Source organism: Candidatus Pelagibacter sp. Uisw_121, assembly GCF_047722545.1.
GTDB lineage: Bacteria > Pseudomonadota > Alphaproteobacteria > Pelagibacterales > Pelagibacteraceae > Pelagibacter.
In genome coordinates, this window is sequence record NZ_CP159816.1 from 457,952 (window position 1) to 479,620 (window position 21,669).

Sequence of the window (21,669 nt, forward strand, 5' to 3'; positions counted from 1 at the left end):
TCTAACTACATGAATGTCGTTAATGATACTGGTTGTAGTTGGATTAATGACCTTGATAGAAGAACTAATATAAAAACTTTAGATAAAGATAAACTTTGTGACTGGTTAATAATAGGTGCTGGATATACAGGCCTATCTGCTGCTAGAAAATTATCAGAGCTGCATCCAAATAAAAAAATTATTATTGTTGATGCCCAATTAGCAGGTGAGGGTGCAAGTGGAAGGAACTCAGGATATTTAGTAGACACTACCCTTAATGATGGTTTCACCTCGAATAAAGAGCTTTCCAATTATAAAAAAAAAACAGACATTTACAAATTAGGAATTGATGTTGTAAAAAAGTTTATTAAAGAGCATCAGGTAGATTGTGATTGGAATGAAAGTGGAAAATATTTCGCCTCATCAAATGAAAAAGATAGAAAGATATTAGAAAATTTTAGCAAAACTTTATTAAAATTAAACTTTGAGCATAATATTTTAGATAAAGATGATTTAGGTAAAAGATTAGGTACAAATTTTTACAACCTAGCACTTTATACTAAAGGAGGAATTTTATTACATCCTGGAAAACTTGTAAGAGCAATGGTCGACACTTTGCCAGATAATGTTGGGCTATTAGAAAACACTCAATTAAATGAATGGTCAAAAAATAGTGATACAATTATTTGTAAATTTAATAATCATAAAATAATTACTAAAAAGATTATTTTTTGTACTAATGGTTTTTTAAAATCACTTGATGTAAAAAATAATTATAATTTCCCCTTAACTTTAACTGCAAGCATGACAAGACCATTAACTGATACAGAGTATAAGTCCATTGGTGAACCTAAAGAGTGGGGTGTACTTCCTGTTAGACCAATGGGTGCAACTATTAGAATGACAAAAGATAAAAGAATTTTAATTAGAAATACCGCAGAAGTTCATAGTCCTTTTAAAATGTCTAAATCAAAGTTGAATAAAAGATCTTTAAATCAAAAACTTGGAATTAAAAAAAGATTTCCAAGTTTAGCAGATGATATTATTGAATCTAGCTGGTCTGGGATTGTATCCAGAACAAGAAATAGTTCACAAATTTTTGATAAAATTGATAACAATGTCTTTGTAGCAGGTTGCTATAATGGTTCTGGTATTGGAGTGGGAACTTTATTTGGTGAACAAATAGCAATTAAAGCAAGCAATGAAAATAGTCATGAAATTAATATAATAGAATCTAGAAGTAAGCCTACCTGGCTTCCACCTCAGCCATTTTTAAATATTGGAGTTAAAACAAGATTAATATTCGAAAGATTTAGATCGCGATCTGATGTGTAGTTATTGATTTCTTATAAGTGGATAAACTTTAGGGCTTAAATACTTAAAATTAGTAATCATAATTAAGATTAATGTAGCTAATCCAATCCCAATAGTTACCTGCAAAAATATTGCTAAGTCAAACTTCCAAGTGATTTGAAAAATATTTTCAATGATAAATTGCGAACCAATAACCCCAAAAAAGAGAGCTATTAGAATTATGGATGTGAATATAATAAAAAACTCAATAATTGAAGAGAGTACAACCTCAACTTTGGAAAAACCTAAAATCTTAAATATTAAATTTTGAAATTCTTTAATTTTACCCTGAACTATGATTGCACTTGATATGACAATTAAACCAATGACTATAGTTATTGCTGAAATAACAGTTACAGCAATAAACACTTTGTTTAAAAGATCTGTTACTTTCTCCAAGTAATCAGTGATTTTTATAATAGAAAGACTGGGCATTTTATCTAGTAAAGCAGTTTCGTTAAAATTCTCTAAGCTTTTAAACTTTGAAGTGGCCAAATATTCATGAGGGATATTTTTTGCAAATTGAGGGTTTAATAACATTGCAAAGTTAATAGTAAAATCTCTGTAGTCTACGAATTTAAAATTTATAATTTCACCTTCAATTTCACGACCATAAATATTTAGAGTAAAAATGTCACCAATTTTAATATTAAAATCTTTAGCAATTTTGCTATCAAGTGAAATTTGAAGTTTATCGGGTCTATCTAAATCCCACCATTTGCCTTCTACAATTGGGTTATCTTTTAAAATTTTATCAGCCCAAGAAGATCTTCTGTCATTTCTAATTACCCAGTGACTGTCATTACTTGAATCGATATAAGTATTTGGATCTATTCCATTAATTTTAACAATACCTGTTGAGACCATAGGAACAATTTCAAGGTCAGCTTTTTCATCCATTTTAAAAATTAAATCTTCAAATATTTGCCTTTCATCACTTTGAATACCAATAAAAAAATAATCAGGTGCAAGCTCTGGTATAGATTTTGCAATCTCTCTTTTAAAGTTTGAGCCAACAAAAGCTAAAGTTAATAATAAAGTGACACCTAAACCTAAGGACATAATAGTTATTGGGGTAATACTTTTGGTTTGAGTAATGTTTTTAACTGATACTTTAATTGAAATATTTGGATGTTCTTTAAGTCCTTTGAATAATTTAATGATTAAGTTAGATAATAAATAAAAGACTAATAAACAAACAAAGAAAGCTCCAAAATAACCTAAGCTGTACATGGGTCTAGCTGAACCAATGGTAAATAAAGAAATTAAAATTGATAATAAAAATAGGGTTAAAAAAATTGACTTTTTTGAATAATAAAATTGAAGATTTTGAAACACATTTCTAAATAAGTTTGATGCCTTAACTTGATCAATTGCATTAATGGTTGGTATAGAAAATATGATTAATACTAATAAACCTACTAAAAAAACTTTAAAATAATTAAGAATAGAAAAACTACCTTCAATATTTAAGCCAAGGCCAGCTGACAAATAAATGTCGACAATTGGGACTAGAAAGAAACTAAATGAGTAGGTGGCAGTAGATATTATAAATAATAGAATGAGTAATTGTAGATAGTAGACTATTTTTATATCCTTTGAGAAAAAGCCTAGAGACTTCTTAACCGCTATAGACATATTGTTTTGATTAATGAATGAAAGCAAGGTGTTTGCAATCCCAATTCCTGCAATTAACATCGCACTAATTGATACAAGAGACAAAAACTGAGAGAAATTATCAATTATTCTCTTTAAAGGACCATCAGATTTTTCGTGATATCTAAGTTTAACCTTTTTTTCATCTTTAAATAATTGCTCAATCTTTTTAGATAAAGCCTTTGGATTATCTCCTTCATTAAATTTTACTTTATATTCATAATTTAAAAAACTGCCTAGGTTATTAAGTTTTAATAATTTTAATGTTTGTTTGCCAGCTAAAGCAAAGTCACCAAATACAAAAGCACCTCCAATATCAGGTACAGATTTTACGATACCAATTACAGTAAACAACTGATCTTGAACTTTGATTTTACCATTAATTTCTAAATTAAGATTTTTGAAAATGTTTTCATTAACAAGAATTGTATTCTCTATAGTTTGTAATTTTTCAAATGCACCACTTGGTTCATAACCTACCTTGCCAAATAATGGGTAATTTTGATCTACTGTTTTAATTCTAGAAAATATTGATTTATTTTTAGTTTGATTTGTAGTTGAGATCATGGTGCTAAACTCAACCATTTGTGAAATGGTAGCAAATTCTTTCACTTGGTTAATTAATTCTAAGTTGCCAACATTACGATTATAATCAATTTCAATATCTCCACCTAAAAGTGTTCTTGAATTATTATTTAATTCTTTATTCAAACTATCTTCAATTGTGAAAATTGAACTTAAGATAAATAGACTGATAAAAAGTGTTAAAATAATACTAGAAATTTTTTTATAATTTCTACTCAAGTCTCTTAAAGCATATATCAAAGTTAACTTGTACTCTGAAAGCTTAGACAATTTTTCCATCTTTGATTTTAATTTTTCTTTTTGCTTTATTTGCAAGTTTTGGGTCATGAGTGACCATAATTAAAGATGATTTTTCTTCCTTGATATATTTAAACAAAATATCTGCAATCATTTGTGAATTTTCACTGTCTAAATTTCCTGTAGGCTCATCTGCTAAAATTAGTTTTGGCTTCATGGCTATAGCTCTTGCAATAGCTACACGTTGCTGTTCACCACCTGAAAGTTGACTAGGTAAATTATTAAATCTATTTTTTAACCCAAATCGATCCAATAACTCTTTGGCTCGTTCATTAGGTTTTTTTAAGTTATTTAGCTCTAAGGTTAGAGCAACATTTTCAACAGCAGTGTAATTTGGAATAAGATAGAAAGATTGAAAAACTATACCAATATTTTTTCTTCTAATTTTAGAAACCTCATCTTCACTCATTTTAGATATTTCTTGATCTTCAAAAAATATCTTACCAGAAGTTGCTTTCTCTAGTCCTCCAGCAAGCATGATTAAGCTTGTTTTTCCAGACCCACTTTCACCAACTATTGAAATAGACTCATTTTTTTTAGTTTCTAAATTAATATTCTTTAAAACCTTAATAGTATCATTACCAGTTTGGTATTTAAGATTAACGTTTTTTAGCTTAAGAAGACTGTCCATGATTAAAAGATTTATTATTCAAATTATTGCCTTCTGTCTAGTGAGCATAAACGTCAATTCTATTGAAAACGTTATCTTGTTTGGTGATAGCTTAATGGCTGGTTATGGTCTTCCACAGGAAAAACATTTAGCCATTGTTCTTCAAAACAATCTTAATGATAGTGGTTATGATCTTGGGATTATTGATGGAAGTGTATCTGGAAGCACATCTGCTGGAGGATTAAATCGAGCTGAGTGGTCTTTATCTCAACCTAATATTGACTTAATGATCTTAGGATTGGGTGCTAACGATATGTTGAGAGGAATAATCCCCATTGAGACCAAAAAAAATTTAGAAAAAATTATTCAAACAGCAAAACTAAAAAATATAGAAATAATCTTAGCAGGAATGATTGCACCATCCACTCATGGAATTAGTTATAAAAAAAAATTTGATAATATTTATCCAAGTTTAGCAAAGAAATACAATCTAAATTTAATACCTTTTTTATTGGAAGGTGTGGCTTTAAAACCTGAGTTTAATCAAGATGATGGCATGCATCCAAATGAAAAAGGAACTTTAGTTGTAAGTGAGACGTTAAAAAAAAGTATTATCAGTTTTATAAAAAAATAGTATAGCTAGAGATAATAATAGAATTTAAATGTAGTAAACTTTATAGAATAACTAAATCTAGCTTCTGTTTCCCTAATCTTTCGTTGCCAGTCTCATTCACCAAATACGTCTCACCTAAATTCATCGCTAAACCACTGTCTGAATCCATTAGGATCATATGCATGAAGAAGACATTACCAGGAGTTATTACATAAGGATTACCAGTGTATAGCATTGGCCAGTCCATCCAATTGGGTGAGAAGGTTGTCCCTAATGAATAACCACAAGCATTCATTCTTGATTTATTGTACCCAAGATCATCAAAAGTTTTAGCGTGTATATCAAATACATCTCCAGCGGTTTTTCCTGGTATTAAAGTTTTTGCACAATTATTTAAAGCCTTAACACAAGCTTCGTGCATCTTAATATGTTTTACATTAGCCTTACCAATAGGGATGGTTCTAAACATTGCTGAGTGATAATGTTTATAAGTTCCAGCCCATTCAATAGTTAACTGATCAGTTTCTGATAGAATTCTTTTTTCTGATTGATACCTACATAGTAATGCGTTGTGTCCTGATCCAATTATATATTCATTTGCTGGATAATCACCTCCACCTTCCAAAACAACTCTTTGCATTTCAGCTAAAATTTTTGACTCACTAGCGCCACCTCTTGCATATTTCCATGCTTCATCAAGACCTTGATCGGCAAGTTCTGCAGCTTTTTTTACATAAATAATCTCCTCTTGAGATTTAATAACTCTATGTTTAGTAATTAATTCTGATTGATCTTCTACCTCACAATAACTTTCTAGTGACTTATTAAGTCTTAAGGCGTTACGACCTGTCATACCGTAAGCTTCATATTCAATTCCAATATTTTTATCTTTTAAGTCAAGTTCATTTAATATCTGCTTAAGGTCATCAGTTGGATTTATTCCTTCTTTATCAACCCAAATTCTAATATCTTCAATATTAGATGTGTTTTGTGCCTGTCTTAAATCAGGTGCACGAGTTAAAAGAATAACGTTACCTTTTTGATCTAAGATAAGAGTTTGAAAAAAAACATATCCAAAAGTATCGTATCCTGTAAGCCAATACATAGACTCTTGCCTGAACATTAAAAGAGCATCTAAATTATGCTCTTTCATTGATTTTAAAACATCTCGTTTTCTTTTAGAAAATTCTTTTGGTGTAAAATGCAATCCCATTAATGGATGATAGCTTTTGCTGAACCTAGCTTATCAATTTTACCTGCATACAATCCCCTACCAAGAATGGGAACAACACCTACTGTTGAACCGGTAAATACGTAGAAATCTTTATTAAGATTTACTTTATCTTTTTTAAGTTTGTTTAGTACAAAACGAAGTGAATTTAGAGGGCTAACATAAACAGCTCCTGTATTACCTGTAACAGTCTGATTTATTTTCTTATTTGAAATAATTGTTTTAAGATTACTGATATTAATTTTTTTATACTTTTTCTTTTGTCCAATTAAAAATTTTACATTTGCACCAAAATCGCTACATAAATCACCAAAAGATGTAACACCTTTCTTATTTTGTCTATAACCTACAACCTCAATGCACGGTGCCATATGAGAAATATATTTTGAAATATTTTTCATAGTTATTGCATCTTTTGATAGAAAGAAATTTTTTTTTACCAAATAACAAACTTCTAACTCTATACCTAAAGTAGACTTGTTAATCTTAACTTTTTTTCCACTTTTTAGAAAATTTCTTTTGTAAATAGACGCATAAAAAGGTTCCTTTTCTTTTAATTTTTTCATTACAGGAATTCCTGTTCCACCAGCCTTAAACCCAATAATAGGTTCTTTAATTTTACTTTCACATAATTTTCTAAATTCATCTGCATCAGTAAGTTTTTTTGTAATTTTTTGAGGCAGTGGTGAGATTATTTTATTTTTTAAAAATGCATTAACAAGTTTGTCTGAGATTTTATTTTTTAAATTTTTATTCATTTAACTTTTTTATTTCAATAAAGACATGGGATCAAGTCTTGTTTGAAACCAATTAACTCTAAAATCTAAATGAGGTCCAGTAGACCTTCCAGTAGAACCTACAGTTCCTATAATATCTCCTTGGTTAATTTTCTCCCCAACTGAGACTAAAACATTTTCAAGGTGAGAATATATCGTTGAAATACCATGACCATGATCCATGATGATCGTACCACCTGTATAATATAAATCGTCTTCGGCCATTGTAACAACTCCAGCTCCGGAGGATTTAATCGAAGTTCCTTGTTTTGCTGCTATATCTATACCGTAGTGAGGCCATTTTGCTTTACCATTTAAAATTCTTTGACTGCCATAGACACCACTAATAATTCCCTCAACAGGCATCACAAATTTATCTTTAAAAAATTGTAAATTAGAATTTATTGATCTGGCTTCACCAATTGAATTATTTTCTTTTCTAATTCTTTTATAAACAAACTCAGGAGGGGTCACTTTACTTTCTTCAAGACCATCAATTCTTTGAATGTTGTACTTTCTTTTTAAAACTGTTTTTGTAATTACTGATTTTTTTCCATTTAATATTTTAGTAAAAGTTAAATCAAACTTTCTATCTCTATCAATTCCAAAAACAAAAAAACCATCGTTTGATATTTTTACTTCTTTTTTATCTACAATAATTTTTGCATTTGGGTTTGTTTTTCCTAGAATATAGTGCCCTTGTATAAATTTTCCCTGAAACTCAACAGCATTAACTTGTGATGATAAAAAAATTAATAAGGCTAAAAAAAATTTATAAATTATTTTGCTGTCCATCCACCGTCTACTAGTATTGAAGTGGCCGTGACCATTGATGATGCTGAAGAAGCTAGAAAACAAACACTTGTTGCTACATCACTTTCTGTTGCTAATTTTCCCATAGGAATATTACCTAATGCTAGTTTTTTAAATTTTTTGTTCTTAAAAAATCTTTTAACCATTGGTGTTGCAACAAAAGTAGGTGCAACTGTATTCACTCTAATATTGTTTTTTGCAAGTTCAACACCCATACCTTTAGTTAAACCTTCAATACCAAATTTTGTCATATTATAAACATTTCTACCAGCCATTCCAACATGACCAAGTTGAGAGGACATATTAATAATTGATCCACCTCTTTTTTTATTGTTTAACATTTTTTTTACAACCAATTGAGCAACATTAAAAGCAGCTTTAAGGTTTAAATCTACTAAGTAATTCATACTTTCTTGTTTGATTTTTTCAAAGGGTTCAGGAATATTTGTGCCCGCATTATTAACCAAAATATCTATGATCTTAATCTTATCTAGACTTTCCTTTAATTGTTTGTAATTCATTACATCACAATTAACTTTGATAACTTTGCCTTTTATCTTTTTTATTTCTTTTTCAAGCTTATCAAGATCCGATTGAGTTCTACTTAATGCAATAATTGTAGCTCCAGCTTCTGCAAGAGCAATAGAGCAAGCTCTTCCCAATCCTTTACCTGCACCTGTAACTAATGCGTATTTGTTTTTAAGATTTATTTTTTGTAAGTACATTTAAATAAATAATTTTAAATCAGTATAGATCAATTCGATTGCAACAACCAGTATAGCAATTAAGCCAATCCATGCTATCCATTTGTATTCATTGATCCATCTTGATATAACAGTAGCAGCTGTTGCCATAAGAACTATTGATAAAGCCAAACCAAATATTAATAATATATAGTGATCACCAGCAGCGCCAGCTACACCCAAAACATTATCTAAACTCATTGTAAAATCAGCGAGTAAAACTGTCCAAATAGCTTTCATGAAACTTGAATTATCTACTTTAATATCTTCTTCACCTGACTGACCTTTGATTACATCTGTGTAGAGTTTGTAGACTATATAAAGAAGAAGCAATCCACCTATTAATCTTAATCCTGTTATCTGTAATAAATATGCAGTTAACATGGTTAGGATAATTCTTAAAATTACTGCACCACCTATGCCCCAAAAGATTACTTTTTTTCTTTGTTCAGCTGGAAATTTAGAAGCAACCATTCCAATAATAATGGCGTTATCTCCTGCTAATACTAAATCTATAAATATAATTTGACCTAAGATTACAAGTTGTTCAGGTCCGAATAATTCTGCAAACATCAGCTGCTTAGTATCATATCAGCACCTTTTTCCGCAATCATTATTGTAGGAGCATTAGTATTACCAGATGTGATATTGGGCATTATAGAAGCATCAATCACTCTTAAATTTTTTATTCCATGAACTTTTAATTGTTCATCAACAACAGCCATATCATCTTGACCCATTTTACATGTCCCAACCGGATGAAATATTGTTTGAGCATAATCTGCTGCTGCTTTTAAAATATCTTCATCTTCTATTAAATGAGGCCCTGGACGGTATTCTTCTGGGCTAAATTTTTTGAAAGTCTCAGACTCTAAAACAATTTTTCTTGTTAATTTAAGACCAGCTGCTGCTATTCTTCTATCTTCATCAGTCGATAGGTAATTCATTTTAACCTTGGCATATGTTCTAGAATCTTTATCAACAATGCTCACATGACCTCTACTTGTTGGTCTTATATTTGAAACAGTAGGGGTGAAAGCATGAAAGTCATGGTTTTTAGTGGCACCTAAGGTATCCATACTCATGGGCTGAACATGCCACTGTAAATCAGGTAGTTCTAAAGAGGGATCACTTTTAGCAAACATACCAAGCTGGCTTGCCCCTATGGTCATAGGACCACTTCTATTAAATACATATTCTAACCCAATCATTAAATTACCAAAAAGACTATTAATTTTTTTGTTAAGAGATTTTATATTTTGTATTTTGTATATTGGTCTAAACATTAAATGGTCTTGTAAATTTTCACCAACTCCTTTTAATTCATGAGTTATTTCAATTCCAAGTTTTTTTAATTTTTCTGAATTTCCTATTCCTGAGACTTGTAATAATTGAGGAGAACCGATTGCTCCTGAAGATAAGATGATTTCTTTATTTGCACTTACAGTAAATAATTTATTTTCTATCCAATACTCGACCTCTTTAGCAACTTTATTTTCAAAGTTAATTTTCTTAACATGAGCTTTTGTGATTATCTTTAAATTAGCTCTTTTTTTTGCAGGATTTAAATAACCAACCGCAGTGCTACATCTAAATCCATTTTTTACTGTTACTTGATAGTAGCCAGATCCGTGATTGTCACCTTTGTTAAAATCTTTTGTTTTTGGGACACCAAACTCTTCAGCAGCATTTTGAAATTCATCTAGTAATGGTAGATGCATTCTTTGGTTTGATATGGACAGAGGTCCATCAGCACCATGAAACTCACTTTTACCATCTTCTTGATTTTCTGCCTTTATAAAATAAGGTAAAACATCATCCCAACTCCAACCTTTATTACCTAATTGCCTCCAAATATCGTAATCTTTATGTTGTCCTCTTATGTATAATAATCCATTAATAGATGAACTGCCTCCAAGAGTTTTACCTCTTGGATATCTTATAGACCTATTATTCATTGTCTCATCAGGTTCAGTATTATAACACCAATCAACATCTGGATTATGCATTGTTTTAAAATATCCAACAGGAATATGTATCCATGGATAATTATCTTTACCACCTGCCTCAATTAAGAGAACTTTGTTTTTTGGATTTTCTGAAAGTCTATTAGCCAACACACAACCCGCAGAACCAGCACCAATAATTATATAATCAAAATTGTTCATTAGATTTGAATGTTTATAATCACAAAAATTAAAAAATACTAGTATTACCAATGCTTATAAGCTCAACTTTTTATATATTATTAGTTGTTTTAATTCTGATTTCTTGAGAAGGTTCATTTTTAAAAAAAAATAACGAGAGGAAAATATATAATATGAAAAAAATCATATCATTGGTTGTAGGAACACTTCTTTTAACTGTTATGACAGTTACAGGAGCTTCTGCAAAAACTCTTAAGTGCCAAACTGTACTTAATTCAAAATCGGATGAAGTGAAAATGTTAAAAGATTTCACTGACACGGTAACTGAATTAACACAAGGTTCACTTAAGTTCGAACTTATGCCTGTTGGATCAGTAGTAGGTGTAAAAGAAACTTTAGATGCAGTTGATAAAGGATTAATTGATTGTGGTTTTGCTTGGACTCACTATTGGTCAGGCGATCACCCAGCAGCTATGTTATTTGGTTCTCCAGTAGCAGGTGCAGGTGTTGGTATCGATAACATAGCATTCTTATCTTGGTTTCAATATGGTGGTGGTAAAGAACTTTACGACCAATTATGGTCTGAAATGGGAAGAGATATCAAAGGCTTTATGTTACAACCAGTAGGCCCTGAAGCTTTAGGTTGGTTCAAAGAGCCAATTAATAGCATGGCTGATTTTAGAAAGTACAAGTTCAGAACTCCTCCAGGAATTCCAGGTCAAACTTATAAAGATATTGGTGTAGCTTCTGTTGCAATGGGTGGTGGAGATATTCTACCAGCTCTTGAAGCAGGAACAATTGATGCTGCTGAATGGTGTTGTCCTAAGCCGGATATGACATTTGGTTTTCAAAAAGTTCTAAAACATTACTATCTACAAGGTCTTCACCAAGTAGTAGTAAATGCTGACTTCTATATTACAGGCAAAACATATAATAAAATGTCTGCAATTGAAAAGAAAGCTTTAGAAGTTGCTGCGAATGCATCTTTATCAAAATCAATGAGTTACAGAATATACGAAAATGGAAAAGCTCTAAGAGAGTTGACTACGAAGCATGGTGTAATTTTACATGACACTCCTGCTGACTACTTCCCAGCGTATATGGCTGCAGCAAAAGCAGCTTTAGAAAAAAATGCGGCTAAGAACCCATTCTTTGCTAAAGTATGGCAGTCTCAAAAAGACTTTGCTGATATCGCTGTACCTTTTTGGGCTGGATCTCAAATGTCTAATGCTAAGCTAGGAATGGCTCACGCAGAAACATTAAAGTAGTATTTAGATAAAAGTAATTACAACTGAAGCGGGCTTAACAGTCCGCTTTAGTTTTTTTTAGAGAATTCATTTATGCCAAGGAATCACGATTCACAAAAACCAAAAGAAGAAATGAAGTCTATGAAACTTGATATTTCAGATGAAATGATTGCTGAAAGGCGTGGTGGTTCAGGACCAATGCCCAAAGATATGGCTAAATGGATGGCATTAACTATTACAAAAATTGATTTAGCAAATAAATGGATTGGTAATGTAGTTTGTTGGATTACTATACCTTTAATATTTGCAATGGTTTACGAAGTATTAGCAAGAAAACTTTTCAATGCACCTACGATGTGGGTGTACGATATGAGTAGATTTTTTTACGGAGCATTATTCATGCTTGGTGCTGGATATGCTTTATCTAAAGGTGTTCATATAAGAGCAGATTTTTTATATAGAAATTTTAAAACTAAAACTCAAGGTAGAGTAGATTTTTGGTTGTACTTAATATTCTATTTTCCAGGATTAATTGTATTTTTATATATGACAACTGGATTTCTTCAGGAATCAATTATGAGAGGTGAAAGAGGTATGGACACCGCTTGGATGCCATATATGTGGCCTATAAAAACTTGTTTATGGTTAGGGATTGTATTTTTACTAGTTCAGGGAATATCAGAATTATTTAAAAGTTATTGGGCAGCAACAAAAGGTGTGTGGCCGGGAGGAGAAGAGTAGTGTTAGCTGAATTAATTAATCCAGCTTATCTAGGATTTATACTTATTGGTGTAATGCTTTTTTCTATTTTTGTAGGCTTTCCAATTTCATTTACTTTAATATTTCTAGGTTTTTTCTTTGGATATTTAGGGTTTGGTAAATTAGTATTTTATTTAATGACCTTGCAGTTCTCAATGGTTATGACCGAACAAACTCTTGCTGCTGTGCCACTCTTTGTCTTTATGGGGATAATGATGGAACAAGCTGGATTAATGGAGAGGTTATTTTCTGCATTTCAATTAATGTTAGCCAAAGTAAGAGGCTCTTTATATTACGCAGTACTATTTGTTTCAGTCATTTTTGCAGCAGCAACAGGCATTGTTGGGGCATCAGTAACAATTTTAGGAATTATGGCTGCTAAATCAATGAATAAGTCTGGCTATAATGTTAGATTAGCTGCTGGAACAATTACAGCAGGGGGCACGCTTGGAATTTTAATACCACCTAGTATTATGTTAGTTGTAATGGGACCTATTATGGAAATACCAGTTACAGATTTATTTGCTGCAGCAATTATTCCAGGAATATTATTAGCAACACTTTATGCTGCTTACACAACTATTAGATGTTGGATTGATCCAAGTTTAGGACCAGTTCTACCTGTTGAATTAAGAGCAACAAGTATGTTAGCTGTTTGGAAAGAATTTTTTATTGGTTTAGTTCCACCAGCAGCATTAGTTTTTGCCTCCCTTGGAAGTATTTTATTTGGTTTTGCAACACCTACTGAAGCAGCTGGTTGTGGTGCTATGGGTTCTTTACTTCTAGCTTTAGCATATAGGAAATTAACATTTGGACGTTTACAAGAAGCTTTAGTTAAAACTTTAGAAATTTCTGCATTAATAATGGTTTTAGTTGCGGCATCAAACTTTTTTGGAGCTGTATTTTCAAGACTAGGAACACCAATGTTACTAACTGACTTCTTGTTAGGTTTAGAGATGAATAGATATTTAATTCTTGGAATGATTATGGTTATGATTTTTCTTTTGGGGTGGCCTTTAGAGTGGGTACCGATTGTTATGATTATAGTACCAATTATATTACCTTTAGTTGAGGCTTTAGGGTTTAATTTAACTTGGTTTGCTATTCTTGTTGCAGTAAACCTCCAGACTGCCTGGCTCTCACCACCAGTTGCTCTATCAGCTTACTTTTTAAAAGGTGTAGTTCCAGAATGGGATCTTAAAGATATTTATCATGGAATGATGCAATTTATGCTTATTCAAGTCATAGGATTAATTTTGATTATTGCATTTCCACAAATTGCTTTATGGCTTCCAACCTATCTGTATGGACAGTAGAATTAATTTGTTTATTATATATTAAGTGAATCAAATCAAAACTAAAAATACCCTTTTAAACTGGGAATTAGTTTCAGTAAATCCTAATGATAAAATTTGGGACTGGAAAGATTTATTTTGCTTTTGGGGCTGTAATATTCAAAGTGTAATTGGATTTTCTTTAATAGCATCAATTTATTTAGTTTATGAATTGAATGTATTTATTGTTTTATTAGGAACACTTATAGCCTCTTTCCTTGTTTATTTTTTTGCTAATTTAATTGGAAAGCCCTCACAAAAGTATGGTTTACCATTCCCAGTGATTTTAAGAACTTCTTTTGGAGTAAAAGGAGCAAAGTATTTTAGTCTTGTTAGAGGTTTAGTTGGAATTTTTATGTTTGGTATTCAAACTTATTTTTTATCAAGGCTGCTTAGCTTTTTAATAAGAATTTTAATTTTTTCTTTTGATAACTCTTTTTTAGATCATAATATTTTTTTGATTTTTCTCTTCGGACTAAATATTATTGATTGGACAGCATTTGTTTTTGCTGTTTTTTTCCAAGCTTTTTTATTTAGTAAAAGTCATCAATTTAATAGATCTATTATAAAATTATCAGCTGTAACTGTTTATTCAGGAATGTTTATATTTTTTTTAACAGTATTTCTTTATGATGTTAAGGTTACTTCAGCAGCATTTATAGACATTTTTTCAATCAATAACCTGTTTGATAAAAACAATATTGCTCCATTAATCACTGTTGTTGGAACTATTTTTGCATATTTTTCAATTATAATTGTAAATTTTGGTGATTTTAGCAGATATGTAAAAAATGATAGTGAATTAAAAAAAGGAAATTTAAGTTTAATAATTAATTTATTAATCTTTTCTTTTTTTGCTGTATTTATTGTTATAGGTGCTGATATTTTTCTAAATAAGAATTTAGAAAATATGGAAAGAATTCTAACAAATCCAACTGACATTATTGGAAAAATAGATAATACAGAATTAACTATAATAGTTTTATTTTTTATAATTTTTTCATCAGCCTCTACTAATTTAATTGCCAATTATGTACCAACACAAAATATATTGTTAAATATTATGCCGACAAAACTTAACATAAAAAATTCAGCAATTGTTATTGCTGTTCTTGGTTTTATTATTGGTATTTTATGGCTACCACTTTTAAGTCAAATTGGTATTTTATCATTTGTTGATACATTTGGTGCTTTTTTTGGACCTTTATTTGGTATTATGATTATTGACTATTATTTAATTAAGAAAACTAACTTAGATAATAAAGCTATTTTTTCTTTAAAAGAGAATGATCTGTATTCTTTCTCTAACGGTTGGCACCTCAAAGCTATCTATTCTTTAGTCTTAGGTTTTATCTTTGCAGCTTCAACAATTTGGAACGAAAGTTTAATGAGTTTCCACTCTTTCTCTTGGATTATTGGTGCTTTTATCTCTTCATTGATTTACTATTTGCTAGCAAGTAAATAATTTTATGCATCAATTTGATTTAAAAAATAAAACAGCAATTATCACGGGTGGAGCACAAGGTTTTGGTTTAGATATTGCTAAACGGTTTTTAAAGTCAGGAGCAAAAGCTATTATCTGGGATATAGATGAAGAAGAATTAAAAAAAGCTGTTAAAGCCGTGAACGATCCAAATCTTTCTTATAATGTAGTTGACGTATCTGATTTTAAAAATGTCAAAAATACAGTTGATGAAATAGCAAAATCTTTAAATATTGATATTTTAATTAATAATGCAGGTATTACTGGGTCTACGTCTTCACTTTGGGATTACGATGTAGTTGAATGGAATAAAATAATAGAGATTAACTTAATGGGCACATTTAACTGTTGTAAATGTGTGGTGCCTTACATGATTAAAAATGATTATGGTAGAATAGTTAATGTTGCATCTGTTGCTGGAAAAGATGGAAATGCAAACGCTAGTGCTTATAGCTCAGCAAAAGCTGGCGTTATTGGTTTAACTAAATCACTAGGAAAAGAATTGGCTGATAAGAATATAGCTGTTAATGCTGTCACACCAGCAGGAGCAAAAACAAGAATATTAGACCAAATGTCAAAAGAACATGTGGCTAGAATGTTATCAAAAGTACCAAGGGGTAGATTTTTGGAAATTGAAGAATTTACATCTCTAATTTGTTGGCTTTCATCTGAGGAAAATTCATTTTCAACAGCCGCTGTTTTTGATATTAGTGGCGGTAGATCTACTTATTAAGATCAATTCTTAAAGTCTTAAAATCAGCTTTATTTTCTTTAGAGATAACAGGTGCAAGTAAAATTACTGACCAATAAATTAAAAGTATAAATATCGAAATTGATTTCATTATCTTTTAATAATATCAAATATTGATCTTAGATTGTTTAAAGTGTGTTCAAATGTTGTTTTTTAAAAAATTTTAGCTATATAGTTTTCTTATGCTAAGAAATTTTATAATAACAATATTTTCTTCTTTTTTGATTTTAACTAATGTTAATGCTGAAAAAATTACTGTTTTTGATTTTACAGGTGAGGAATTCAAAACATTAAAAGTTAAAAAGGTTAAAGGAGAAACTGCATGGACCTTAGATAAGAATGAAAAAGGTAATTTTATTAAAGCAGAAGCTGAAGGCAAAGGATCTGGCTTAGGTAAAGAAATAAAAATTGATTTACTAAAAACGCCTTTTATTAATATTACTTGGAAAGTTGAAAAAGGCCTATCTGGCATAATAGAAAACAGTAAAAAGGGACATGATTATGCTGCAAGAGTATTTGTTATAAAAAAAACTGGTTCTACACCTCTTTCTAATAGAGCAATAAATTATGTTTTTTCTAGCAATAATGAAGTAGGAAAAAATTGGCCTAGTCCATATACAAAAAAATCAATTGATTATGTCTTATCAACAACAAAAGAAAATCTTAATACTTGGGTGACAGTCAAAGCCAATGTTAAGGAAGATTTTATGAAACTTCATGGAATAAATGTGGAAGATATATCTGGAGTTGCAATAATGACTGATACAGATAACTCAAAGTTAAAAGCTATATCTTACTATCAAGATATTTATTTTTCAGCAGAATAAGATTATTTAAATACTTTTTTAAGACCAATACTTAAAAATGATAAAAGCACAGCTACAATTACATCCTCGATGGGTGCTGCATTCGGTACAGCAAAATTCCATAAAATAACACCAATTAACCAAATAATATAAACTTTCATTATGATGATTGTATCTTAGTTTGGTATTAAATATTATTTTTTTTGTTATTATATATGAATGCATGAAAATTTTTTTCACAATGTTAAAGTTTATTATGAAGATACAAATGCTGGTGGTGTGGTTTATTATGCAAATTATTTAAAGTTTCTTGAAAGAGCCCGAACAGAAGCTTTAGTTACATTAGGTTTTAATAATAAAAAAATTAAAGAAGACTTTGGAGCTCAAATTATAGTTAAGTCATGTAATATTGAATATAAAATTTCTGCTCATCTAGAAGATGAGCTAACCATAAGATCTTTTGTTAAATCAATTACGAAAACATCATTTTTTATGAATCAATTTATTAAAAGGGGTGAAGATTTAATAGTGGAAGCAAACGTTCATTTAGTATTTGTTAATAAAGACGGTAAACCTATGAAGGTACCAGATACATTGTTTCAAGATTTTAAACCTTACTTTTGTGATACTATTAAGCTTTAGTGTAATTTTTAATTTTAAATTAATACGCATATATGAAATTAGTAAAATTTTTATTTTTTTTTTTTATAAATATCCCATCAACGGCTAATGCAGATTTAGGTAATAATTTAACTCACGATCTTGCAAAAGGAGGAAAACTTATTTTTATAAGACATGCTTATGCCCCGGGTGGAGGAGACCCAAATAATTTTGATATTCAGGACTGCAATACTCAAAGAAACCTTAATAACAGTGGTAGGCAACAGGCAAAACAAATAGGTATTTTTATTAAAGATAATAATATTCCAATTGATAGAGTCATATCGAGTGAATGGTGTAGATGCATAGAAACTGCAATAATAGCTTTTAATAAATATGAAACAAAAAGTTTTTTAAATTCTTTTTTTAGTGAAAAATTTGCTAAAAATAAAAAACTACAAATTAAGAATTTAAAAAAATACATAGAAGAATGGAAGGGTAATAAAAATTTAGTATTTGTAACTCATTATGTGGTTATTAGCGAATTGCTTGGTTATGCACCATCTTCAGGAGAAATAATAATTTCTGATAGAAATCTTAATTTAATAGAAACAGTTATTGTTAAGTACTGATTGATTATCTAAATTTTGGACCCCACATCCAAATTGCTAATGTTGCTCTTTTTCCTGAGGTAATTTTACTTACTCTATGATTTATAAATAATGGAAAAACAACAGCACTCCCAGGATCAAATTTTTCTATTTTAACTTCTTTATCTCGAAATAAAATAAGTCTCCACCCACATATTTCTCTTCAGATAAGTTTAACAAGCAAGTTAATTTAATATCTCTGATAGGTGATTTTACATCAGCATCTATGTGCCAAGAGTATTCTTCATCAGTATTATAGGTATTATAATTTAGAATTTTACTAGAGGTTAAAGTTAATAGATCAAACCCAAAGTATTCGTTATTTGTTGAGTGACAGAAATCTACAAAAGGACCTAAAAGACTTTGTATTGGATGCATTCTTATAAATTTTACCTGAGATGTTTTAATCGCCCCTTCTGCAGGGTTGTCACCAGATTCTAAAAAATTAGCATGTATTACCTCATTAATCTTTTTAACTTGTTGAGAGTTATAAAGTTTTGAAACAGAAGAAAGTACTGATCGCATAGCAAAATATATATATTATTTTTAAGTTTTATTTAATATAATTAATTAATGTCGTCAAAAAAAGCAATGAAACTTGCTCAAAAGCAAGCTTACGCCAAACACCGAAGCAACATTACAAATACAAAATTTGGGTCAAAAAAAATAAATTTTGCTAGTAAGTCTAATAAGACTAACAATATAAATAAAAAATCTTAACTTTTTTTATCAAAAATCTCTATTTTGTTGCAGGTCGATACCTTCGACAGAGCTTCCTCATTGTTAATTACTGTTTTAATTCTTATTGTTTGATTATTTTTTTCAAAAACTAATTGTGTATAAAATTGAGGGTAACCAATTTTATCTGTTAAAAATAAATTATTATCTTTGTATATGAATTTTTCTATAGTGTTCTCTTTTTTTATACTGAGATCTGTTAATTTGAGTTTTTTATAAGTTTTATTGTCATAAATGAAGTTTCTTGTCATTAAAGATTTGTCAAGATCTAAAATGTATTCATTTTTAATAAAACTATATCTGATATCTTTACAGTCCGTTAAATACATTGTTTCAGAAAAAATTATTGTTTGAAAATTAATAAATAAAAATGAAAAAAATAAAAGGTTTATATTAAAATTATTTTTTTTCATATTTATCAGAATAAAAAAGTGCAATTAAGAAAATAATTGTCCATATAAATATTGAAATAGTTTTTATAAATGTTGTTTCTGCACCCCAAACTTTGAAGAAAAAAGCACCAATCAAGACACCAAGAATATAGATTAATGTAACTAGCGTTATTTTATTCATTTTATCAAATTTTTTTTATAAAGAGAAATTCCATTTTCAATTTTATGACTATAAGACTCTTTAAAACTTTCTAATTGCCAGCCAACCAGTCTTGCTTGGATATCTGTTAGATTAGATCTTTTCCATTCATCTGAGGTCTCTTGCAATTTCCACATCTTTTTTTCTTCATTATTTCTACCACAACCATAACAATATCCAGTTTGAGGATCTGTTTTACATATGCTTATACAGGGTGAAATAATCATTTTTTTTAAATTATTAGTAAATATAATTGATTATTAATATATTTCATTATTATTGTCATTGGACAAATAGAATCTATCCTATATAAAGCCACAAGAATTGTGGGCGAATGGCGGAATTGGTAGACGCGCTGGTCTTAGGAACCAGTATTGAAAGATGTGAAGGTTCGAGTCCTTTTTCGCCTACCAACAAGTTTAAAAATTATGAAAGTTACAGTAGAAAATAAAAAAGGTTTAAATAAAGACATTAAAGTCTTCATAGATAAAAAAACTATGAATTCTTATATGGATGAAAAATATGAAGAGATAAAAAATACTGTTAACTTAAAAGGTTTTAGACCTGGAAAAGTCCCTAAAGAAATTTTAAAAAGACAATTTGGTCAGGCAATTTTTAGTGAAGTTCTTGACAAGGTTCTAAAAGACACTTCAGTAAAAGCTTTAGAGGAAAATAAGATCAAACCAGCCGGACAACCCAAACTTGATCTTAAAACTTATGGTGAGGATAAAGATCTAGAATATGTAATGTCAGTAACAGAGCTTCCAAAAGTTGAGCTTAAGTCTGTTGAAAATATCAAATTTGATGAATATTCAGTTAAAATTGATGCAAATGAAACTGATAAAAGAATTAAAGAAATCGCTAAAAGTCAAAACAATTTTAAAGAAGTAGCAGCCGATGTTAAGGCAGTAGAAGAAAATTTGGTTATTTTTGACTACAAGGCAACTATTGATGGAAAAGATTTTACCGGTGGTGAAGGAAAAAACACTCAATTAATTCTAGGTAAAGATTTATTTATCAAGGGTTTTGATAAACAACTTACTGGTGTTAAGAAAAATGATGAAAAGTCTGTCGATGTTACTCTTCCTGAAAATTACCCACAAAAAGAATATGCAAATAAAAAAGCCAATTTTATTTGTAAAATTATAGAGGTTAAAAAATCAGAGGAAGTAACAATTGATGATAGCTTTGCAAAAAATTTAGGTGCAAAAGATCTTGCTGATTTAAAAGTATTAGTTAGTAAGCAGATCAATGATGAATATAAAAATTCTTTAGATAAATTGGCTAAAACTCAAATCTTGAAGGAAATCGAAAACTTTAAGGTAGATGAAATTCCGGAAAACTTAATTGAAGAAGAGGTTAAAATTTTATCACAAGGAATGACGGAAGAAGATTCAAAAAAAAGCAGAAAAAACTTTGAAGAAATTGCCAAAAAAAGAATTAAGGTTGGATTAATCTTAAATGAATTTGGTGAACAAAATAAAATTAAAGTTACAGAACAGGAAGTTCAAACAGAAGTTCAAAAGCAGCTAAGAATGATGCCAGGCCAAGAAAAGATGGTAATGGAATTTTATCAAAAAAACCCATCAGCATTAGCTAGTTTAAGAGGAACTGTGTATGAAGAAAAAATTATTGATCTAATTAAAACTAAAGCAAAACCATCTAAAAAAGAGATTAGCAAAATAGAAGCTGAAAAAATTTTAAAAGAGCATCAAAAACAAGACCATAATCACGAACATGATCACGATTATCCTGAAGAAAAAAAATCAAAACCTTCTTCATCTAAAAAATCTGTAGAAAAAAAAGCCACAGAGCCTGCTAAAACTGAAAAAAAACCAAAACCCTCAGTATCTAAAAAACCTACAGCAAAAAAAGTTAGTAAAAAGTAATCACAAGTTGTATAAGAA

25 protein-coding genes and 1 tRNA gene are annotated in these 21,669 nt (G+C 29.7%); 13 read left to right on the forward strand and 13 right to left on the reverse strand.

What is annotated here, in order from left to right; translation table 11 throughout:
* Positions 1-9: 9 nt before the first annotated feature.
* Entirely contained in the window at positions 10-1,314 is a 1,305-nt protein-coding gene (locus tag ABXT52_RS02360; protein WP_415272288.1) for an NAD(P)/FAD-dependent oxidoreductase, read from the forward strand.
* Here ABXT52_RS02360 and ABXT52_RS02365 read toward each other — a convergent pair whose 3' ends face one another.
* A complete protein-coding gene (locus tag ABXT52_RS02365; RefSeq protein ID WP_415272289.1) occupies positions 1,315-3,900 on the reverse strand; it encodes an ABC transporter permease in 2,586 nt (861 codons plus the stop codon). It lies immediately after the preceding gene.
* Positions 3,836-4,501, reverse strand: coding sequence for an ABC transporter ATP-binding protein (locus ABXT52_RS02370; RefSeq protein ID WP_415272290.1), 666 nt, complete (start codon positions 4,499-4,501; stop codon positions 3,836-3,838). Before ABXT52_RS02370 ends, ABXT52_RS02365 begins: the two co-directional genes overlap by 65 nt.
* Between ABXT52_RS02370 and ABXT52_RS02375 the strand changes: the two genes are divergently transcribed.
* Positions 4,500-5,114, forward strand: a complete 615-nt coding sequence (locus ABXT52_RS02375; protein WP_415272291.1) for an arylesterase — start codon at positions 4,500-4,502, stop codon at positions 5,112-5,114. The genes ABXT52_RS02370 and ABXT52_RS02375 overlap by 2 nt on opposite strands.
* A 40-nt stretch (positions 5,115-5,154) precedes the next feature.
* Here the strand turns inward: ABXT52_RS02375 and ABXT52_RS02380 are convergent, their stop codons facing one another.
* The 6 genes from ABXT52_RS02380 to ABXT52_RS02405 are packed head-to-tail and all read right to left on the reverse strand — an operon-like array spanning position 5,155 to position 10,824.
* Positions 5,155-6,306: a M24 family metallopeptidase gene (locus tag ABXT52_RS02380; RefSeq protein WP_415272292.1), complete on the reverse strand. Its 1,152-nt coding sequence runs from the start codon at positions 6,304-6,306 to the stop codon at positions 5,155-5,157.
* A complete protein-coding gene (locus ABXT52_RS02385) occupies positions 6,306-7,082 on the reverse strand; it encodes a fumarylacetoacetate hydrolase (protein WP_415272293.1) in 777 nt (258 codons plus the stop codon). The genes ABXT52_RS02380 and ABXT52_RS02385 overlap by 1 nt, the downstream gene beginning before the upstream one ends.
* 9 nt (positions 7,083-7,091) lie before the next feature.
* A complete protein-coding gene (locus tag ABXT52_RS02390) occupies positions 7,092-7,895 on the reverse strand; it encodes a M23 family metallopeptidase (RefSeq protein ID WP_415272294.1) in 804 nt (267 codons plus the stop codon).
* Complete coding sequence (locus ABXT52_RS02395; RefSeq protein ID WP_415272295.1) at positions 7,880-8,638, reverse strand: SDR family NAD(P)-dependent oxidoreductase; 759 nt, start codon at positions 8,636-8,638, stop codon at positions 7,880-7,882. The genes ABXT52_RS02390 and ABXT52_RS02395 overlap by 16 nt, the downstream gene beginning before the upstream one ends.
* The gene (locus ABXT52_RS02400; protein WP_415272296.1) at positions 8,639-9,229 is read right to left on the reverse strand and encodes a TerC family protein; all 591 of its coding nucleotides are present in this window, start codon (positions 9,227-9,229) and stop codon (positions 8,639-8,641) included.
* On the reverse strand, positions 9,229-10,824 hold the full coding sequence (locus ABXT52_RS02405) for a GMC family oxidoreductase (RefSeq protein WP_415272297.1): 1,596 nt from the start codon (positions 10,822-10,824) through the stop codon (positions 9,229-9,231). Before ABXT52_RS02405 ends, ABXT52_RS02400 begins: the two co-directional genes overlap by 1 nt.
* Positions 10,825-10,976: 152 nt before the next feature.
* On the opposite strand from ABXT52_RS02405, the gene ABXT52_RS02410 reads away from it, so the two are divergent.
* The 6 genes from ABXT52_RS02410 (at position 10,977) to ABXT52_RS02435 (ending at position 17,204) form a co-directional block, all read left to right on the forward strand.
* On the forward strand, positions 10,977-12,071 hold the full coding sequence (locus tag ABXT52_RS02410; protein WP_415272298.1) for a TRAP transporter substrate-binding protein: 1,095 nt from the start codon (positions 10,977-10,979) through the stop codon (positions 12,069-12,071).
* A 72-nt stretch (positions 12,072-12,143) separates the two neighbouring features.
* On the forward strand, positions 12,144-12,791 hold the full coding sequence (locus ABXT52_RS02415; protein ID WP_415272299.1) for a TRAP transporter small permease subunit: 648 nt from the start codon (positions 12,144-12,146) through the stop codon (positions 12,789-12,791).
* Positions 12,791-14,125, forward strand: coding sequence for a TRAP transporter large permease (locus tag ABXT52_RS02420; protein WP_415272300.1), 1,335 nt, complete (start codon positions 12,791-12,793; stop codon positions 14,123-14,125). Before ABXT52_RS02415 ends, ABXT52_RS02420 begins: the two co-directional genes overlap by 1 nt.
* A gap of 25 nt (positions 14,126-14,150) precedes the next feature.
* Positions 14,151-15,608, forward strand: coding sequence for a cytosine permease (locus ABXT52_RS02425; protein ID WP_415272301.1), 1,458 nt, complete (start codon positions 14,151-14,153; stop codon positions 15,606-15,608).
* Positions 15,609-15,612: 4 nt separating this feature from the next.
* Positions 15,613-16,359, forward strand: a complete 747-nt coding sequence (locus ABXT52_RS02430) for an SDR family NAD(P)-dependent oxidoreductase (protein WP_415272302.1) — start codon at positions 15,613-15,615, stop codon at positions 16,357-16,359.
* Between the two features lie 200 nt (positions 16,360-16,559).
* A complete protein-coding gene (locus ABXT52_RS02435) occupies positions 16,560-17,204 on the forward strand; it encodes a DUF3047 domain-containing protein (RefSeq protein WP_415272303.1) in 645 nt (214 codons plus the stop codon).
* Between the two features lie 2 nt (positions 17,205-17,206).
* On the opposite strand, the gene ABXT52_RS02440 is transcribed toward ABXT52_RS02435, so the two are convergent.
* The gene (locus ABXT52_RS02440) at positions 17,207-17,344 is read right to left on the reverse strand and encodes a hypothetical protein (protein WP_415272304.1); all 138 of its coding nucleotides are present in this window, start codon (positions 17,342-17,344) and stop codon (positions 17,207-17,209) included.
* A 58-nt stretch (positions 17,345-17,402) separates the two neighbouring features.
* Between ABXT52_RS02440 and ABXT52_RS02445 the strand changes: the two genes are divergently transcribed.
* Positions 17,403-17,825 carry a YbgC/FadM family acyl-CoA thioesterase gene (locus ABXT52_RS02445; protein ID WP_415272305.1) on the forward strand — a complete coding sequence of 141 codons (423 nt, stop codon included), beginning with the start codon at positions 17,403-17,405 and terminating at the stop codon, positions 17,823-17,825.
* Positions 17,826-17,857: 32 nt separating this feature from the next.
* Entirely contained in the window at positions 17,858-18,415 is a 558-nt protein-coding gene (locus tag ABXT52_RS02450; protein ID WP_415272306.1) for a histidine phosphatase family protein, read from the forward strand.
* Positions 18,416-18,541: 126 nt separating this feature from the next.
* Here the strand turns inward: ABXT52_RS02450 and ABXT52_RS02455 are convergent, their stop codons facing one another.
* Entirely contained in the window at positions 18,542-18,958 is a 417-nt protein-coding gene (locus tag ABXT52_RS02455) for a hypothetical protein (RefSeq protein WP_415272307.1), read from the reverse strand.
* A 48-nt stretch (positions 18,959-19,006) separates the two neighbouring features.
* On the opposite strand from ABXT52_RS02455, the gene ABXT52_RS02460 reads away from it, so the two are divergent.
* On the forward strand, positions 19,007-19,153 hold the full coding sequence (locus ABXT52_RS02460) for a hypothetical protein (RefSeq protein WP_415272308.1): 147 nt from the start codon (positions 19,007-19,009) through the stop codon (positions 19,151-19,153).
* Here the strand turns inward: ABXT52_RS02460 and ABXT52_RS02465 are convergent.
* From ABXT52_RS02465 to ABXT52_RS02475, 3 genes are read right to left on the reverse strand one after another with little or no spacing between them, the layout of a single operon-like run.
* Positions 19,150-19,584 (reverse strand): hypothetical protein, encoded by a 435-nt coding sequence (locus ABXT52_RS02465; protein WP_415272309.1) that lies wholly within the window; start codon positions 19,582-19,584, stop codon positions 19,150-19,152. The two genes, ABXT52_RS02460 and ABXT52_RS02465, sit on opposite strands and share 4 nt — an antisense overlap.
* Positions 19,571-19,744, reverse strand: a complete 174-nt coding sequence (locus tag ABXT52_RS02470; RefSeq protein ID WP_415272310.1) for a hypothetical protein — start codon at positions 19,742-19,744, stop codon at positions 19,571-19,573. The genes ABXT52_RS02465 and ABXT52_RS02470 overlap by 14 nt, the downstream gene beginning before the upstream one ends.
* Entirely contained in the window at positions 19,741-19,989 is a 249-nt protein-coding gene (locus tag ABXT52_RS02475; RefSeq protein WP_415272311.1) for a DUF1289 domain-containing protein, read from the reverse strand. Before ABXT52_RS02475 ends, ABXT52_RS02470 begins: the two co-directional genes overlap by 4 nt.
* A 101-nt stretch (positions 19,990-20,090) precedes the next feature.
* On the opposite strand from ABXT52_RS02475, the gene ABXT52_RS02480 reads away from it, so the two are divergent.
* A tRNA-Leu gene (locus tag ABXT52_RS02480) sits at positions 20,091-20,175 on the forward strand.
* A 15-nt stretch (positions 20,176-20,190) separates the two neighbouring features.
* Entirely contained in the window at positions 20,191-21,651 is a 1,461-nt protein-coding gene (tig, locus tag ABXT52_RS02485; protein WP_415272312.1) for a trigger factor, read from the forward strand.
* The last annotated feature ends 18 nt before the right edge of the window (positions 21,652-21,669 follow it).

What these genes read in the sequence shown, in the direction of transcription:
- ABXT52_RS02455 (WP_415272307.1), bottom strand. Translation starts at nt 18,958, where the DNA reads ATGCGATCAGTACTTTCTTCTGTTTCAAAACTTTATAACTCTCAACAA.
- ABXT52_RS02375 (WP_415272291.1), top strand. Translation starts at nt 4,500, where the DNA reads ATGATTAAAAGATTTATTATTCAAATTATTGCCTTCTGTCTAGTGAGC.
- ABXT52_RS02470 (WP_415272310.1), bottom strand. Translation starts at nt 19,744, where the DNA reads ATGAATAAAATAACGCTAGTTACATTAATCTATATTCTTGGTGTCTTG.
- tig (WP_415272312.1), top strand. Translation starts at nt 20,191, where the DNA reads ATGAAAGTTACAGTAGAAAATAAAAAAGGTTTAAATAAAGACATTAAA.
- ABXT52_RS02475 (WP_415272311.1), bottom strand. Translation starts at nt 19,989, where the DNA reads ATGATTATTTCACCCTGTATAAGCATATGTAAAACAGATCCTCAAACT.
- ABXT52_RS02380 (WP_415272292.1), bottom strand. Translation starts at nt 6,306, where the DNA reads ATGGGATTGCATTTTACACCAAAAGAATTTTCTAAAAGAAAACGAGAT.
- ABXT52_RS02400 (WP_415272296.1), bottom strand. Translation starts at nt 9,229, where the DNA reads ATGTTTGCAGAATTATTCGGACCTGAACAACTTGTAATCTTAGGTCAA.
- ABXT52_RS02360 (WP_415272288.1), top strand. Translation starts at nt 10, where the DNA reads ATGAATGTCGTTAATGATACTGGTTGTAGTTGGATTAATGACCTTGAT.
- ABXT52_RS02370 (WP_415272290.1), bottom strand. Translation starts at nt 4,501, where the DNA reads ATGGACAGTCTTCTTAAGCTAAAAAACGTTAATCTTAAATACCAAACT.
- ABXT52_RS02395 (WP_415272295.1), bottom strand. Translation starts at nt 8,638, where the DNA reads ATGTACTTACAAAAAATAAATCTTAAAAACAAATACGCATTAGTTACA.
- ABXT52_RS02410 (WP_415272298.1), top strand. Translation starts at nt 10,977, where the DNA reads ATGAAAAAAATCATATCATTGGTTGTAGGAACACTTCTTTTAACTGTT.
- ABXT52_RS02415 (WP_415272299.1), top strand. Translation starts at nt 12,144, where the DNA reads ATGCCAAGGAATCACGATTCACAAAAACCAAAAGAAGAAATGAAGTCT.
- ABXT52_RS02390 (WP_415272294.1), bottom strand. Translation starts at nt 7,895, where the DNA reads ATGGACAGCAAAATAATTTATAAATTTTTTTTAGCCTTATTAATTTTT.
- ABXT52_RS02465 (WP_415272309.1), bottom strand. Translation starts at nt 19,584, where the DNA reads ATGAAAAAAAATAATTTTAATATAAACCTTTTATTTTTTTCATTTTTA.
- ABXT52_RS02450 (WP_415272306.1), top strand. Translation starts at nt 17,858, where the DNA reads ATGAAATTAGTAAAATTTTTATTTTTTTTTTTTATAAATATCCCATCA.
- ABXT52_RS02460 (WP_415272308.1), top strand. Translation starts at nt 19,007, where the DNA reads ATGTCGTCAAAAAAAGCAATGAAACTTGCTCAAAAGCAAGCTTACGCC.
- ABXT52_RS02440 (WP_415272304.1), bottom strand. Translation starts at nt 17,344, where the DNA reads ATGAAAGTTTATATTATTTGGTTAATTGGTGTTATTTTATGGAATTTT.
- ABXT52_RS02435 (WP_415272303.1), top strand. Translation starts at nt 16,560, where the DNA reads ATGCTAAGAAATTTTATAATAACAATATTTTCTTCTTTTTTGATTTTA.
- ABXT52_RS02445 (WP_415272305.1), top strand. Translation starts at nt 17,403, where the DNA reads ATGCATGAAAATTTTTTTCACAATGTTAAAGTTTATTATGAAGATACA.
- ABXT52_RS02385 (WP_415272293.1), bottom strand. Translation starts at nt 7,082, where the DNA reads ATGAATAAAAATTTAAAAAATAAAATCTCAGACAAACTTGTTAATGCA.
- ABXT52_RS02405 (WP_415272297.1), bottom strand. Translation starts at nt 10,824, where the DNA reads ATGAACAATTTTGATTATATAATTATTGGTGCTGGTTCTGCGGGTTGT.
- ABXT52_RS02430 (WP_415272302.1), top strand. Translation starts at nt 15,613, where the DNA reads ATGCATCAATTTGATTTAAAAAATAAAACAGCAATTATCACGGGTGGA.
- ABXT52_RS02365 (WP_415272289.1), bottom strand. Translation starts at nt 3,900, where the DNA reads ATGACCCAAAACTTGCAAATAAAGCAAAAAGAAAAATTAAAATCAAAG.